This window comes from Paenibacillus sp. FSL K6-0276 (genome assembly GCF_037977235.1).
Lineage (GTDB): Bacteria > Bacillota > Bacilli > Paenibacillales > Paenibacillaceae > Paenibacillus_AQ.
Genome location: NZ_CP150276.1, coordinates 5,539,568 through 5,554,637 on the forward strand (window position 1 = coordinate 5,539,568; position 15,070 = coordinate 5,554,637).

Sequence of the window (15,070 nt, forward strand, 5' to 3'; positions counted from 1 at the left end):
AGTTATCCCTGCTGTTGCCGAAGGCGTACCACTTCATACATAATGACTCCTGCGGCGACAGAGGCATTTAATGAATTGATCTTTCCGGCCATCGGCAGCTTGAGCAGCACATCACATTTCTCACGAATCAGGCGTCCCATCCCTTTATTCTCATTACCGATTACAACAGCTACCGGTCCTGTGAAAATATTAGATCCAAACAGATTCTGATCTGTATCCACATCCGTACCTACTACCCAGACTCCCTGTTCTTTAAGACGGTCAATGGTCTGACCCAGATTTGTGACCCGTGCAACTGGAACGTATTCCACGGCACCTGCAGATGTTTTGGACACGGTAGCAGTAATTTGAGCCGAACGGCGTTTAGGTACGATTACCCCATGTACTCCAGTACAATCTGCTGTCCGCAAAATGGAGCCCAGATTATGTGGATCTTCAATCTCATCCAGTAAAATTAAGAATGCGGGCTCTCCTTTGGCTTCTGCTGCAGCCAGCAGATCATCCACCTCAACATAGGCAAAAGGTGCCGCTTGAGCAACTACCCCTTGATGTTGCACTCCTGGAGCGAGTTGATCCAGCTTACGCTTGTCCACATGTTGAATGACAATCCCCGCCTTACGTGCTTCGGCGACGATTGGTGCTGTCAGATGCTTCTGAGCCGTTTCTGCAATCCATATTTTATTTAATGTACGACCAGCACGAAGCGCCTCAAGCACTGAATGCTTCCCAGCCAATATTTCCTCTTCTGTCTTCAAATCTTCTTCCATGTTCACTTCTCCTATTCTCTATTTCGCAAAAGCCTTATCAAGGCTGATTCAACATAAACTGTATTCCACTGTGTACAATTTCTTGTATTCTCTCCTGTTGACCTGTGTAGTACAAGTAACCAATCAGGCACTCAAAAGCAGTAGCATGACGGTATTCAAGCACATCCGCATTCTTAGGAATACTTCCCGATTTAGCATTTCTCCCCTGACGGGCGACATCTTTTTCCTCTTCTGTGAGAATTGGCTCCAAAAAAACCAGAATTGCACACTGTGCCTTAGCGGATACAAGTCCTGTAGCAGAGCGATGCAAATGGTTTGGGCGCAAATTCGGAAGAGATACTAAATACTGGCGAACCGAAACTTCGTAAATAGCATCTCCTACATAGGCAAGCACGATTGGCGAGAGGAGTCGCGCAGGTTTGGAAGGTTCGTAAGGAAACCATCCGTTCTGAAAATTGCGTTCCTCGCTCATTTACGCCGCCACCGCATTCCTTGGGGAGTATCCTCAAGCAATATGCCCAAGCGACCTAATTCATCACGGATCTCATCAGACCGGCTCCAATTCTTATTCTTACGCGCTTCAACCCGCTCCGCGATCAACCGTTCAACTTCTTCACTCGCTATCTCTTCTTCAAGCTCAGGTGTCAAACGCAGCACAGCATTCATTTCCCCAAAAGCTTGCAGCAGCGCAGCAAAATCAGCAGGGGCTGCCTCATTATTCGCAAGGGTATGATTGGCAAGACTCACCCAATCAAACATAGCGGTGATCGCATCAGGGGTATTAAAGTCATCCTGCATTCTAGCATGAAAATTAGCCACAATAGCAGACAACTTATCATTAATCTCTAAGCTCACCTCACCTTTAGCACCTTCAGCAGCAAGTTCAAGACGATGCTTAACGTTACTTTCTGCAAATGAGATACGTTCTACGCTCTTTTCGGCTGAAGTCATTGAATCCACCGAGAAGTTCAACGGATTGCGATAATGTGTCGATAGCATGAAATAGCGAATGGTTCCTGCTTTAAATTGCTTACGAATATCTTTAACAAGCCAACCGTTACCAAGTGATTTTGACATTTTCTCATCACCGATGTTGATAAATCCATTATGCATCCAGTAATTAGAGAGTGGCTTACCTGTCAGCGCTTCTGTCTGAGCGCATTCGCATTCATGATGCGGGAACTGCAAATCTTGTCCACCACCGTGGATGTCGATCGTATCTCCCAAGAACTCTCTTGCCATGGCCGAGCATTCAATATGCCAGCCTGGGCGTCCATTTCCCCACGGGCTCTGCCAGTACACTTCACCTGGCTTTGCTGCTTTCCACAGCACAAAATCCTCAGGTTTCTCTTTACGTGAATCAACCTCCACGCGAATACCAAACTGCAATTCATCTAGATTCTGACGAGACAGTTTACCATAGTCTTCAAATTTAGAAGTACGGTAGTATACATCGCCACCACTCTCGTATGCATACCCTTTTTCCTCAAGCTCTTTTATGAATTCAATGATCAGCTCCATGCTTTCAGTTACCCGCGGATTCAAAGTCGCTGGTTTTACTCCAAGCCCTTCGAGATCCTCACGATAGGCATCAATGAAAATCTCCGCAACCTCAGCTACTGAAGTGTTCATTTCTTCTGCTTTGCGTATCAGTTTATCATCTACATCCGTGAAATTCGTAACATAACGTACTTCATTGCCAAGTTGCTCCAAATAATTCCGGACCATATCAAAGACAATAATAGGTCTAGCATTTCCGATATGCATATATCCATAAACAGTTGGACCACATACGTACATTTTCACTTTGCCCGACTCCTGGGGCACAAACTGCTCCTTGCTGCGTGTCATTGTGTTGTAAATTTGTAAAGCCATCCTATTCCCAACCCTTTCTGTCGCTTTCCGATTTCTTAAGTACCGGATATGCTTAGATTTCGTAATCACCAATATACTGCTGAGTTTCAACCAGCCGCTGTGCGGTCTTTTGCTTATCTTCTTCGCCAAGCTTCTCTCTGATCTCTTCGATTTCTTTCTGCAGAAAGCGAAGTGAATCCACAAGCGGGTCTGGCATCTTGGTATGATCCAAACGATCGGATACACGTTCACCGTTACGTTTTACTACACGACCCGGATTCCCTACTACCGTACTGTTATTCGGTACTTCACGCAACACAACCGCATTAGAACCTATATTTGAATTGTCGCCGATACGAAACGATCCTAATACCTTCGCACCAGAACCAATAACTACATTGTTGCCAACTGTGGGATGGCGCTTACCTTTTTCTTTCCCTGTTCCCCCGAGCGTAACGCCTTGATAGATAATAACATCATCACCGATTTCACAGGTTTCTCCAATAACAATCCCCATACCATGGTCGATAAACAGCCTGTTTCCGATGACGGCTCCGGGATGGATCTCAACACCGGTCATAAATCTACTAAACTGTGAGACCATACGGGCCATTGTATACCAGCGGCGTTTGAAAAAAGAATGGGCAATCCGATGACCCCAAATGGCGTGCAACCCTGCATATGTGAAGACAACCTCGAACCAGCTGCGGGCAGCAGGATCGTTATCAAATACAGCCCGAATGTCCGACTTAATATGCTTAAACATCACGGTTCCTCTCTTCTTGACTCCCCCATCTCCTGTTTACAGGTGCACAAGGAAGGTATTGTCTCCACTCCATCATTCTTATCATACATATGCTGTGGGTGTTTGCTTGGTTTGTAATATAGACAAAAAACGCCCCTGCAGCATAAAGCTGCAGAGACGTTTAACCGCGGTTCCACTCTGCTTGAACGAATCAAACAGACTGCTGTTGTTACCATCGGCAGAGTTCCTTCGTTCCACTTGGCATCATTAACGGCGATGTACCCGGCGCGATCTAACGAGCCTTTAGGATCGTTCAACCGTGCAGCTCACAGGCGCATGTTCTGCCCCGGACAAATGAATAACTCCCAGCCCGAAAGGGTATCCCTTTCTCGGTTATTCTCTCTGGCAATTGCCTTCATGGACGTACTTCTCCTGATCACAGCTATTATCATATGGTTCTATCTTAGCGTAAAAGCTAAGGGACTGACAAGAGGCTTAATGATAAGTAATACTACCTTAAGCTCCTTTAATTTGTGATTTCAAACGTTCGATGACACGGTTTTGGCCGAGCAAAGCAATCGTTATATTAAGATCACGTCCGTGCGTTTGTCCGGTCAAAGCCACACGTATCGGCATAAAGAGTGCTTTACCTTTGTGCCCTGTTTCCTTCTGCACTTCCTTGATCAGAACAGCCATATTGCTAGCACTGAAATCCTGACAAGCTTCAACCTTAGCTAGGAAAGCAGACAAGACTTCAGGCACTTGGCTTTCAGCCAGAACCTGTGCCGCTTCCGTTTCTAACTCCAGATGACTGCGGAAGAATAATTCCGATAGCTCCACGATGTCAGATGCAGATGTCATCTGCTCTTGATACAGCGCCACAAGGCTTTCAGCCCAGACTTGCTGTTCTTCAGTGAGTTCGGCCGGTATTCTTCCTGCCTTTTGTAGATGTGGAATAGCCAGCGCAGAGATCCGCTTAGGATCAGCATGCTTAATATAGTGATTATTTAGATGCGCCAGCTTGTGCTTATCGAATACAGCCGGACTTTTGGACAAACGGTCCGCATCAAAAATAGAAATAAGTTCTTCTTTACTGAAAATTTCTTCTTCACCCTCTGGCGACCAGCCTAGGAGAGAAATGAAATTGACCAAAGCCTCAGGCAAATAGCCCAATTCGTCATACTGCTCGATAAACTGAATAACCGATTCATCCCGTTTACTGAGCTTCTTATGGTTGTCGCCAACAATAAGTGTCATGTGACCAAATAAAGGTGGTTCCCAGCCAAGTGCTTCATAGATCATAAGTTGGCGCGGTGTGTTGGAAATATGATCTTCTCCACGCAATACATGGGTAATAGCCATCAGATGATCATCAACAGCTACCGCAAAGTTGTAGGTCGGAATTCCGTCCTTCTTCACAATAACAAAGTCACCCATTTCTTTCGTATCAAAAGAAATGCTGCCTTTTACGAGATCATCAAACGCATACGTACGATCTTCGGGCACACGGAAGCGAATGCTCGCAACTCGTCCTTCAGCTTCAAAAGCAAGGCGCTGCTCTTCCGTCAAATTACGGTGTTTGCCGGAATAACGAGGGGTTTCTCCGCGAGCGGTCTGTTCTTCACGTTCCGCTTCTAGTTCTTCCTCTGTGCAGTAGCAGCGGTAAGCCAAACCTCTATCCAGCAAATCCTGCCAGTATACACGATAAAGATCCAGACGTTCAGTCTGGCGGTAAGGTCCGTACTCTCCGCCAACATCAACACTCTCATCCCAATCCATACCGAGCCATTTTAAATACTTAAGCTGGCTCTCTTCGCCGCCTGCGACATTGCGCTTCACGTCTGTATCTTCAATTCTGATAATGAATTTACCGCCTTTATTACGGGCGAACAGATAGTTAAACAGCGCCGTTCTGGCGTTACCTATATGTAAATGTCCCGTAGGGCTCGGTGCGTAGCGCACCCGGACTTGATCCGTCATTGTATTCCCTCCGCTTCATATGGTTAAAACTTAGATTTACTACTTAGACCATCTCAAGATGATATCACATCTTGGAGTAGACAGACAATAGATTGTGCGGCAATTCCTTCACCGCGTCCAGCAAATCCGAGTTGCTCAGTAGTCGTAGCTTTAACGTTCACCTTGGACGGGTCTGCATTAAGCGCACGAGCGATAATCTCAGTCATTTGCGGAATGTATGGCGCCATCTTTGGCTTCTGGGCGATAATCGTTGAATCGATATTTCCAAGCTTATAACCACGCTCGCGAGCAAGCGTCCACACCTGTTCTAATAGCTTCAAGCTATCAGCGTCCTTAAACGCTGGATCTGTGTCCGGAAAATGTCTGCCAATATCACCGAGTCCAAGCGCGCCTAGAATCGCATCACTTACTGCGTGCAGTAGCACATCTGCATCGGAATGTCCCACTAATCCTTTTTCATAAGGAATCGTAACTCCTCCAATAATACAAGGCCTTCCCTCTACCAGTTGATGTACATCAAATCCTTGTCCTACAGCGATCATGATTGTCCCTCTCCCCTGTTTCTTTCTGTGAATTCTGCAAAATCCAAATCATCAGGTGTCGTAATCTTAATATTTCTGTAGCTTCCCTCCACCACAGAAACCTGAATACCGGCACGCTCCGCCAAGCTGGAATCATCGGTACCTAGAAACCCATCCCGCTCCGCCGCCACATAGGCTTCCAGCAATTCAGAAAGACGAAAAGTCTGCGGGGTTTGAATCGCCCACAGACTTCGCCGATCCGGCGTAGACATTACTTTGCCTTCGTTATCCACCTGTTTGATCGTATCTTTGACTGGTACAGCAAGAACTGAAGCACCGATCTGCCTCGCTCGCTCGTAACATGCCTCAATTTCATTCGGCTGCACAAACGGACGAACACCATCATGCACCATTACCCAGTGTGTCGTAAGTTTCAACAATCCTTTATGCACGGAATGCTGACGCTCAGATCCACCAGGTATTATAGCCTTAACCTTGTCCAGCTTATAGAGCTGTATCCATTCCCGGCAGCGCTCAATATCCTCTTGACCGGTTACGAGCACGATTTCAGAAATCAATTCGTGCTGCTGAAATACCTCCAGCGTATGAACGATAATCGGTTTACCCTGCAGTAACAGATATTGCTTGCTCTCCGCAGTCCCCATTCGCGTTCCTCTGCCTGCCGCCACAATGACGACGCCCACACTGTTTGACATTACTCTGGCTCCTGTCTTTCACGTATATTCCCATCATAACGTGTTTGGCGGGCATTTCCAACCCATAGGACAGTTGCAGAATACTTTATCTTTGCTTATTGTGCTTTTTCCAAGAGCTTTGGCTTAGCAAATATCATCCGTCCAGCTGAAGTTTGAAGCACACTCGTGACGAGAACCTCCATCGTAGTCCCGATATATTCCCGTCCGCCTTCCACAACGATCATTGTTCCATCGTCTAAATAGGCTACGCCTTGTCCATGCTCTTTACCATCCTTAATGACCTGTACTACAATTTCTTCTCCAGGCAGCACTACGGGCTTCACGGCATTTGCAAGATCATTAATGTTCAAGACAGAGACTCCCTGCAATTCGCATACCTTATTCAAGTTGAAGTCATTGGTAACTACTTTACCTCGCAGTACCTTCGCTAACTTCACCAACTTACTATCCACCTCAGAGATTTCTTCAAAATCCCCCTCATAGATTAACACCTTCACATCGAGCTCTTTTTGAATTTTATTGAGAATATCAAGTCCACGCCGTCCGCGATTTCGTTTCAGTAGATCTGAAGAATCTGCGATATGCTGGAGCTCCTCAAGTACGAATTCCGGTATAACAATCGTTCCCTCAATAAATCCAGTTTTACAAATGTCAGCGATCCGGCCATCAATAATAACGCTTGTATCGAGGATTTTATGCTCCTCCAGCCCACGGCCTTCCGGCTCAGCCGCTTGCCCCCAGCGTCCAGTTGTCCAAAGTGCTGCTAGTTCCTCTTTTTTCTCAAGACCGATCCGCAGCCCCATATATCCGAAAGCTAACGTAACCGGTACCTGCAGCAACTGCCCAGCTTTTCCAAGCCAAATCATCGCAGGATATAACAGAAGAGACAGCAGCAGCCCCCCTGTAAGCCCAGCTGCACCGGCAGCCAATTCATTCATTGGTATACGCGAACAGTACAGAACCGCCTCCCGCAGTTTTGAACCTCCCCATTCCGCGCATAAAGACCCCGCAAACAAAAAAATAATGGCACCCAGCACCGTAAATAAAATGCTTCCCTCTACAGGTAAACTTTCACCCAGCTTTTCCATTCCCTTGGGGAATCCTCTTTCGAGCGCATGGTACAGCGAAAAACCAGACCAAGCTCCACATATTAAAGCAAAAGACAAAATCACTTTTTTCCACATAACCTAACGCACCTCCTTTTTATTCATCCTTGAATGATCTATTCCTCACCAGTATGTTCCAATTTCCAAGACGATAAACTTGAGTTCGCGCTGTAATTGCAAAAAGGCTTTGCCATCCTCGAGGGACGACAAAGCCTTTAGCTATATTTGTATTGGTTTAACCTTACTACAAGAGACTGCTTTAACCGTTCTTCGAGTGATACACTTTATCTTCTGAACGTCTTCTACGACGGTGACGGCGTCTGGCTGTCAATCGATCGATGTTTTGTTTAAAACCATATAATGCGTAAATTCCGAGTAAGACGAAGATTAGCTTAGCGATTTCCTCTGGGAACACAACGGCAACTGCCACGGCAACAATAATAACTACTGGTGCTCCGACAACCACTTTTTTAGGCAATCCGACCTTCTTAAAATTAGGATATTTAACAGTGCTGACCATCAAATACGATAAGAGCAATGTAGCCACGATCATAAACGGAGCAGAAACATCTTTATTAAAAAGAGCTAATGTGGCAAGTACACCACCAGCAGCAGGGATTGGCAAACCGATGAAATAACCAGGAACCCCTGGGTGAACATTAAACCGAGCAAGGCGCAATGCACCAAACACCGGGAAAATTGCAGTTACTGTCCAGGCTAATGCAGAATTTAAATCATGCAGGCTTGAGACGTACATAATAACAGCCGGTGCTACTCCAAAAGAAACGACATCAGACAAAGAGTCCAGTTCCTTACCAAATTCACTCTCACATTTAAGTGCACGAGCAACCCGGCCATCCAATCCGTCTAACAGCATAGCAATAATAACCATGATAGCGGCCATGCTAACTTTACCGTCAAACGCCATCATGATACCAAACATTCCGAGCATCAGGTTACCTATGGTAAAAAGACTCGGAATTGATTTTTGTATCATTTCTTCACCTCAATTTTCTCACATTGGCCTTCAACAGCTCCAATATTACGTGATTGTATGTTATTTACATTTGCCTGTCAATAAGAACTTGCTTCTGTAAACGCTTGAGCCCATCCTGAATATTACGAGCCCGCACCTCCCCAATTCCGTCCACTTCATCCAGTTCAGCTATGCTTGCAGACATCAAATTAGGCAGCATTTCAAACCGCTCCACCAGATTATGAATGATCACATTTGGAAGCCGCGGAATTTTGTTAAGCAGACGATATCCACGTGGTGTAACCACTTCTTCGGAAGAAATTGCCGTAGAAGAGTAGCCCAGCAATCGAGCGATATGGTTGTCATCCATTAGATCATCATCACTAATACGTTTGAGACCGGCAATAATTTCACGAATTTTGTCTTCTTGCTCTTCCTTAGCATAGTCTCTGTAAAGGAGCCATGCTTCTTCCTCTGTATTTCCAACCAGTTCTTCCATCTGCATGCTGATTAAGCGTCCTTCGTTACCCAGTTCATTGATATACCGTTTAATTTCCATTTTGATACGCAGAACCATCTCTACCCGCTGAATAACCCCAACCACTTCGGCGACAGTTACGATCCCCTCATACTCCGAAGCAGATAAATTAGTCAGCCCTTGTGTAAGAACCGCTTTATACTTTTCGAGGGTCTGAATCGCTTGATTAGCCTTAGCCAAAATAGCGCCGATCTCTTTTAAAGCATAGCGGATTGAGCCTTGATACAAAGTAATGATATTGCGGCGTTGTGAAATGGAAACCACCAGCTTCCCCGTTTGCTTCGCTACGCGCTCCGCGGTCCGGTGACGAATGCCTGTCTCGATTGAAGAGATGGAGGAATCCGGAATAAGCTGTGTATTAGCATACAAAATGCGTTTCAAATCCTCACTAAGAATAATGGCACCGTCCATTTTGGCGAGCTCATATAAATAATTGGGCGAAAAATCGCAGTTAATGGAGAATCCTCCATCCACTACTTCCATCACCTCAGGACTATACCCAACGACGATAAGTGCTCCCGTCTTAGCGCGCAACACATTCTCCAGACCTTCCCGAAAAGGTGTTCCCGGTGCCGCCAGTCTGAGCAGATCATTCATATTCTCTAATTGGCTATATTCTTTCATAATCCCTGTGCCCCCTAATCTAACGCGACCGATAGTGCATCTGCTACGGTACTGACGCCAATAATCTGGATATCTTGCGGGTGCTTCCAGCCCTTCAAACTCTTTTCTGGCATGATCACCCGCCGGAAGCCTAGCTTTGCGGCCTCCTTTACACGCATTTCCGCGCGCGAAACACCTCTTACCTCACCTGTAAGCCCTACTTCACCGAAGAAAACATCGTAAGGTTTTGTTGAAATATCACGAAAGCTGGAAGCGATACTAATAGCTACTGCTAAATCAATCGCCGGTTCATCCAGCTTTACTCCTCCAGCAACATTAAGGTAAGCATCCTGGTTCTGCAGGAACATGCCCATCCGCTTCTCCAGTACAGCGATAATGAGCGCCATCCGCTGGTGATCCATACCTGTACACATCCGCCGCGGGGAGGGGAAATGGGTGGCAGCGACAAGAGCCTGAAGCTCTACGAGCACTGGTCTAGTTCCTTCCATACTGGCCACGACGGTAGATCCGGCTACGCCGAGTGGACGTTCCGACAAGAAGAGTTCAGAAGGATTCTCTACCTCTGTTAGCCCCACTTCACCCATTTCGAAAATGCCGATTTCATTCGTAGAACCGAAGCGGTTTTTTACAGCCCGCAGAAGTCTATACGTATGATGCCGCTCTCCCTCAAAATACAGCACACAATCCACCATATGTTCAAGCATCCGTGGGCCTGCAATAGCTCCTTCCTTGGTGACATGCCCAACGAGAACTGTAGCAATTCCCCGAATCTTAGCGATACGCATAAATCTTGTCGTACATTCCCGAACCTGGGTCACACTGCCTGGCGCACTGGTTACTTCTGGCATAAATACAGTCTGAATCGAATCGATCACGAGAAATTGCGGCTGAATTTGTTCAATCGCTTCTTCTATGCTTTCCATATTCGTCTCACATAGTACATATAGCTCAGCTGACAACGCACCGAGGCGATCCGCGCGTAGCTTAGTTTGCCTTACCGATTCTTCGCCCGAAATGTACAGTACTCGCAATCCCTGAGTTGTCAGTGCATGCGACGTCTGTAATAAGAGCGTAGATTTACCGATTCCTGGGTCTCCCCCTACTAGCACCAGCGATCCTGGCACGATCCCCCCACCGAGAACACGGTTAAGCTCACCTATACCTGTCAGTATGCGCGGTTCCTTGTCACTTTCTATACTTATGATTGATTGTGCCTTTTCTTTACTATGAAAAATAGGGGCATTCATTCCCTGTGTTTTGACTACGCTTTCTGTTTCCTCCACCATGGAGTTCCAAGCTTGGCACCCAGGACATTTACCGAACCATTTTGGCGATTCGTATCCACAATCGGTGCAAAAAAATTTAGTTTTTGGTTTAGCCATTTGTTCTCCTTACGGTCCGAACTTTTAAATTGCGGATATTTTCTTCTAATGAAAGTTTACCATTTCTGCCCCTTTAACGAAAGGTCATTCGGAATTTGTACTAAATGTATATTTTAAAGAGATTAATTTACAACAAGTATAAACGCCTTCGGTGTCCTTATAAGGACGGTAAGCGTTTAAGCGAGAAATATAAGAAATAAAGTATTGTGTGAAACTTATACTTTCTTATATTTAAAAAAAGCTCTCGCCCCTCTATAAACTGAGGAGCGAAAGCTTTATTTATTCCGTTTTTTATTCGGTTTCTACTTCTTTTTCAAGCAATGGCGCTACTGGAGCATCCACTTTATTCACTACAAGTTCTCCGCCAACTTCATCAATGTTGAGTGAATCACCCTTTTGGATATTTCCTCTCAACAATTCCTCAGAGAGACGGTCCTCAATATGCTTCTGAATCGCACGACGCAATGGACGTGCACCAAAGGCTGGGTCGTAACCTTCCTTAGCTAAGAAAGCCTTCGCTGCATCTGTGAGTACGAAATCAACATCATATTCACGTAGCCGCTTGCGCAGTTCATCAGACATCAACGTAACAATTTCAGCAATATGCTTCTCATCAAGGGAGTGGAAGACGATGATTTCGTCAATCCGGTTCAAGAACTCAGGACGGAAGCTCTTCTTAAGCTCTTCCATAACCTTGCCCTTCATATTACCGTATTCTGCTCCGGCATCTTGTACAGCTGTGAATCCAAGTGTCGAATTCTTCTTGATCGCCTGTGCACCTACGTTAGAAGTCAGAATAATTAATGTATTACGGAAATCGACTACCCGTCCTTTAGAGTCAGTCAAACGACCATCTTCAAGAACTTGCAGCAAAATGTTGAATACTTCTGGGTGCGCTTTTTCAATTTCATCAAGCAGCACTACAGAATATGGTTTACGGCGTACCTTCTCCGTTAATTGGCCACCTTCTTCATAGCCAACATACCCAGGAGGGGCTCCGACTAAACGGGACGTGGAGTGCTTCTCCATGTATTCCGACATATCAATGCGGATGACCGCATTCTCATCGCCGAACATGGCTTCAGCCAGAGCACGAGCCAGCTCAGTTTTACCTACACCCGTTGGGCCCAAGAAAATGAAGGAACCCATTGGGCGTTTCGGATCTTTAAGACCCGCACGCGCACGGCGCAGCGCACGGCTAACCGCCTTAACGGCTTCGTCCTGACCGATCACTCGTTCATGTAGTAAAGCCTCCATGTTAAGCAGACGGTCTGTCTCCTCTTCCTTCAGCTTGCTTACAGGTATCCCTGTCCAGCTAGCTACGACCTGTGCGATATCTTCAGGTGTAACCTCAGAATCGGTGCGACCTTGTTTTTCTTTCCATTGGTTCTTCGTCGTATCAAGTTCTTCACGGATCTTTTGCTCTGTATCACGCAAGGCAGCCGCTTTTTCAAACTCTTGACTCTGAACTGCGGAATCTTTCTCCTTACGGATATCATCCAAGCGCATTTCCAGTTCCTTCAGATTTGGTGGTATGGTGTAAGAGTGAAGCCTTACTTTAGATCCCGCTTCATCGATAAGGTCAATCGCTTTATCTGGCAAGAAACGATCTGGAATGTAACGATCGGACAGCTTCACTGCTTCCACAATAGCTTCATCGGTAATCTTCACGCGGTGATGCGCTTCATAACGATCGCGAAGTCCGAACAAAATTTGGACCGCTTCCTCCGGAGACGGCTGATCCACCGTAATCGGTTGGAAACGACGCTCCAATGCAGCATCTTTTTCAATATATTTACGATATTCGTCAAGCGTAGTCGCGCCTATGCACTGAAGTTCTCCACGAGCTAAAGCCGGCTTCAGAATGTTAGAAGCGTCAATTGCACCTTCTGCGCCACCTGCCCCAATCAGAGTATGCAGCTCATCAATAAAGAGCACGATATTACCTGCTTGGCGAATCTCATCCATTATTTTCTTGAGGCGGTCTTCAAACTCACCGCGATATTTCGTACCAGCCACTACAGAGCCCATATCGAGCGTCATTACGCGTTTGTCGCGCAGCGTTTCTGGGATTTCATTATTGATAATCTTTTGTGCAAGTCCTTCAGCAATAGCTGTTTTACCAACCCCAGGTTCACCGATCAGTACCGGGTTATTCTTAGTCCGGCGACTCAGCACCTGAATAACACGTTCAATTTCCTTGCTACGGCCGATAACTGGATCTAGATTACCCTCCTTAGCATAGGCGGTCAAATCGCGCGCAAGACCATCTAGGGTCGGTGTGCTGACGTTAGCCGGAGTCCCACTATGACTAGAGGCAGCCTCGCTGCTTCCCAGAAGCTGTAGCACCTGTTGACGAGCTTTGTTCAAGCTGATGCCGAGGTTATTAAGCACACGAGCCGCGACACCTTCCCCTTCACGGATAAGTCCAAGCAGAATATGCTCAGTGCCGACATACGTATGACCCAACTTGCGGGCTTCGTCCATCGACAGCTCAATAACTTTTTTGGCGCGAGGAGTATAAGCAATGTTCGTAGGCTGTTCTTGGCCTCTGCCAATCAGTGTCTCCACTTCGTCCTGGATTTTCTCAAGACCCAGACCCAAAGCAATTAACGCCTTAGCAGCAATGCCGTCTCCTTCACGAATAAGTCCGAGCAAAATATGTTCTGTGCCAATATTGTTGTGTCCTAAACGAACAGCTTCTTCCTGCGCCAGCGCTAGCACTTTTTGTGCGCGTTCCGTAAATCTTCCAAACATCATATCTCCTGCACCTCCATGAATAATAAATATCTATATTAATGTTGTGTTCCCAGTGTCTCTCGGAGCAGTTTCGCCCGATACATATCTCGTTCAGTGGCGTTCAACTCATCACCGAACATCTTTTGCAGGAATCCTGGCTGTGTCTTAACGTTAAGTTCATTAAGCACTGAAATCGAAGGGCCTTCCAGAATGCCAAGGTCAACCCCAAGTCTCACATCAGACAGCCGTTGTGCAGATTCCTTAAGCTCCATAAGAGCTGCATAACACAAGATCCCATAAGAACGCTTCACTCGGTCCGTAATTCTCAGTGCGGAATCAACAAGCAACCGTTCACGGGCATTTCGCTCATGCTCAATAATCTGGGTGACTACACTGTGAAGGTTCTCTATAATTTCACTTTCCGTTTGACCGAGGGTGATCTGATTTGAAATTTGAAAGATGTTCCCTACTGCTTCGCTACCCTCACCGTAAATTCCTCTTACAGTCAATCCCACTTGATTCACTGCGGACAGAATGCGATTGATCTGATGAGTCATTACAAGCGCTGGTAGATGCAGCATCACCGATGCACGAAGCCCAGTGCCAACATTGGTGGGACAACTGGTCAAGTATCCTCTTTTATCATCAAAAGCGTAATTGACAGCTGCCTCGAATATATCATCGATCGCTGTCGCACGTTCCCATGCTTCTCTAACTTGAAGACCAGGAAACAGACATTGGATTCGCAGATGGTCCTCTTCGTTAATCATGATGCTGACCGACTCATCTTCATTTAATAATACAGCCGCGCCACGTGAATCATTAGCTAAATTAGGACTGATTAGATGCTTCTCGACCAGTACCTTTTTGTCCAGTTCATTCACTTCATCAAGCTTTAGAAGCTGAAAAGATCCGAAATCCGCAGCTACTTCCTCATGAAACACAGGGGCCAGCAGCTCTAATACCTCTTCCGATTGCTCTAAGGAAGCTATCATAGGGAACGGAAGATGCTCTAGATTACGGGCAATACGCATACGGCTGCTAATTACAATCTCGGAGTGACTACCTCCAGAGCGCATCCAATCACTAAGCGCTTGTTCAGTAAATCGGAGACTTGACATG

General features: G+C 46.2%; 14 protein-coding genes. All 14 read right to left on the bottom strand.

Annotation, left to right across the window (positions count from 1 at the left end):
- Nucleotides 1–2 precede the first annotated feature (2 nt).
- A complete protein-coding gene (gene rlmB, locus MHH52_RS26255) occupies nucleotides 3–767 on the bottom strand; it encodes a 23S rRNA (guanosine(2251)-2'-O)-methyltransferase RlmB (RefSeq protein ID WP_042131237.1) in 765 nt (254 codons plus the stop codon).
- 37 nt (nucleotides 768–804) lie between these two features.
- Nucleotides 805–1,239 carry a Mini-ribonuclease 3 gene (locus MHH52_RS26260; protein ID WP_340005225.1) on the bottom strand — a complete coding sequence of 145 codons (435 nt, stop codon included), beginning with the start codon at nucleotides 1,237–1,239 and terminating at the stop codon, nucleotides 805–807.
- Complete coding sequence (cysS, locus tag MHH52_RS26265) at nucleotides 1,236–2,642, bottom strand: cysteine--tRNA ligase (protein ID WP_313641339.1); 1,407 nt, start codon at nucleotides 2,640–2,642, stop codon at nucleotides 1,236–1,238. Before cysS ends, MHH52_RS26260 begins: the two co-directional genes overlap by 4 nt.
- A 52-nt stretch (nucleotides 2,643–2,694) precedes the next feature.
- Complete coding sequence (gene cysE / locus MHH52_RS26270; RefSeq protein ID WP_042192199.1) at nucleotides 2,695–3,387, bottom strand: serine O-acetyltransferase; 693 nt, start codon at nucleotides 3,385–3,387, stop codon at nucleotides 2,695–2,697.
- 81 nt (nucleotides 3,388–3,468) lie between these two features.
- On the bottom strand, nucleotides 3,469–3,624 hold the full coding sequence (locus MHH52_RS26275) for a hypothetical protein (protein ID WP_340005228.1): 156 nt from the start codon (nucleotides 3,622–3,624) through the stop codon (nucleotides 3,469–3,471).
- Between the two features lie 258 nt (nucleotides 3,625–3,882).
- A complete protein-coding gene (gene gltX, locus MHH52_RS26280) occupies nucleotides 3,883–5,346 on the bottom strand; it encodes a glutamate--tRNA ligase (RefSeq protein ID WP_340005230.1) in 1,464 nt (487 codons plus the stop codon).
- A 53-nt stretch (nucleotides 5,347–5,399) separates the two neighbouring features.
- The gene (gene ispF / locus MHH52_RS26285; RefSeq protein ID WP_340005232.1) at nucleotides 5,400–5,888 is read right to left on the bottom strand and encodes a 2-C-methyl-D-erythritol 2,4-cyclodiphosphate synthase; all 489 of its coding nucleotides are present in this window, start codon (nucleotides 5,886–5,888) and stop codon (nucleotides 5,400–5,402) included.
- Nucleotides 5,885–6,583 carry a 2-C-methyl-D-erythritol 4-phosphate cytidylyltransferase gene (gene ispD / locus MHH52_RS26290; protein WP_340005234.1) on the bottom strand — a complete coding sequence of 233 codons (699 nt, stop codon included), beginning with the start codon at nucleotides 6,581–6,583 and terminating at the stop codon, nucleotides 5,885–5,887. Before ispD ends, ispF begins: the two co-directional genes overlap by 4 nt.
- Nucleotides 6,584–6,678: 95 nt before the next feature.
- Nucleotides 6,679–7,767: a PIN/TRAM domain-containing protein gene (locus MHH52_RS26295; RefSeq protein ID WP_340005236.1), complete on the bottom strand. Its 1,089-nt coding sequence runs from the start codon at nucleotides 7,765–7,767 to the stop codon at nucleotides 6,679–6,681.
- Between the two features lie 181 nt (nucleotides 7,768–7,948).
- Entirely contained in the window at nucleotides 7,949–8,686 is a 738-nt protein-coding gene (gene pssA / locus MHH52_RS26300; RefSeq protein ID WP_340005238.1) for a CDP-diacylglycerol--serine O-phosphatidyltransferase, read from the bottom strand.
- 64 nt (nucleotides 8,687–8,750) lie between these two features.
- Nucleotides 8,751–9,827 (bottom strand): DNA integrity scanning diadenylate cyclase DisA, encoded by a 1,077-nt coding sequence (gene disA, locus MHH52_RS26305; protein ID WP_340005240.1) that lies wholly within the window; start codon nucleotides 9,825–9,827, stop codon nucleotides 8,751–8,753.
- 14 nt (nucleotides 9,828–9,841) lie between these two features.
- Nucleotides 9,842–11,209 carry a DNA repair protein RadA gene (radA, locus tag MHH52_RS26310; RefSeq protein ID WP_060625849.1) on the bottom strand — a complete coding sequence of 456 codons (1,368 nt, stop codon included), beginning with the start codon at nucleotides 11,207–11,209 and terminating at the stop codon, nucleotides 9,842–9,844.
- Between the two features lie 291 nt (nucleotides 11,210–11,500).
- Nucleotides 11,501–13,969 carry an ATP-dependent protease ATP-binding subunit ClpC gene (gene clpC, locus MHH52_RS26315; protein WP_340005242.1) on the bottom strand — a complete coding sequence of 823 codons (2,469 nt, stop codon included), beginning with the start codon at nucleotides 13,967–13,969 and terminating at the stop codon, nucleotides 11,501–11,503.
- Between the two features lie 35 nt (nucleotides 13,970–14,004).
- Complete coding sequence (locus tag MHH52_RS26320) at nucleotides 14,005–15,069, bottom strand: protein arginine kinase (RefSeq protein WP_313642061.1); 1,065 nt, start codon at nucleotides 15,067–15,069, stop codon at nucleotides 14,005–14,007.
- Nucleotide 15,070 lies beyond the last annotated feature (1 nt).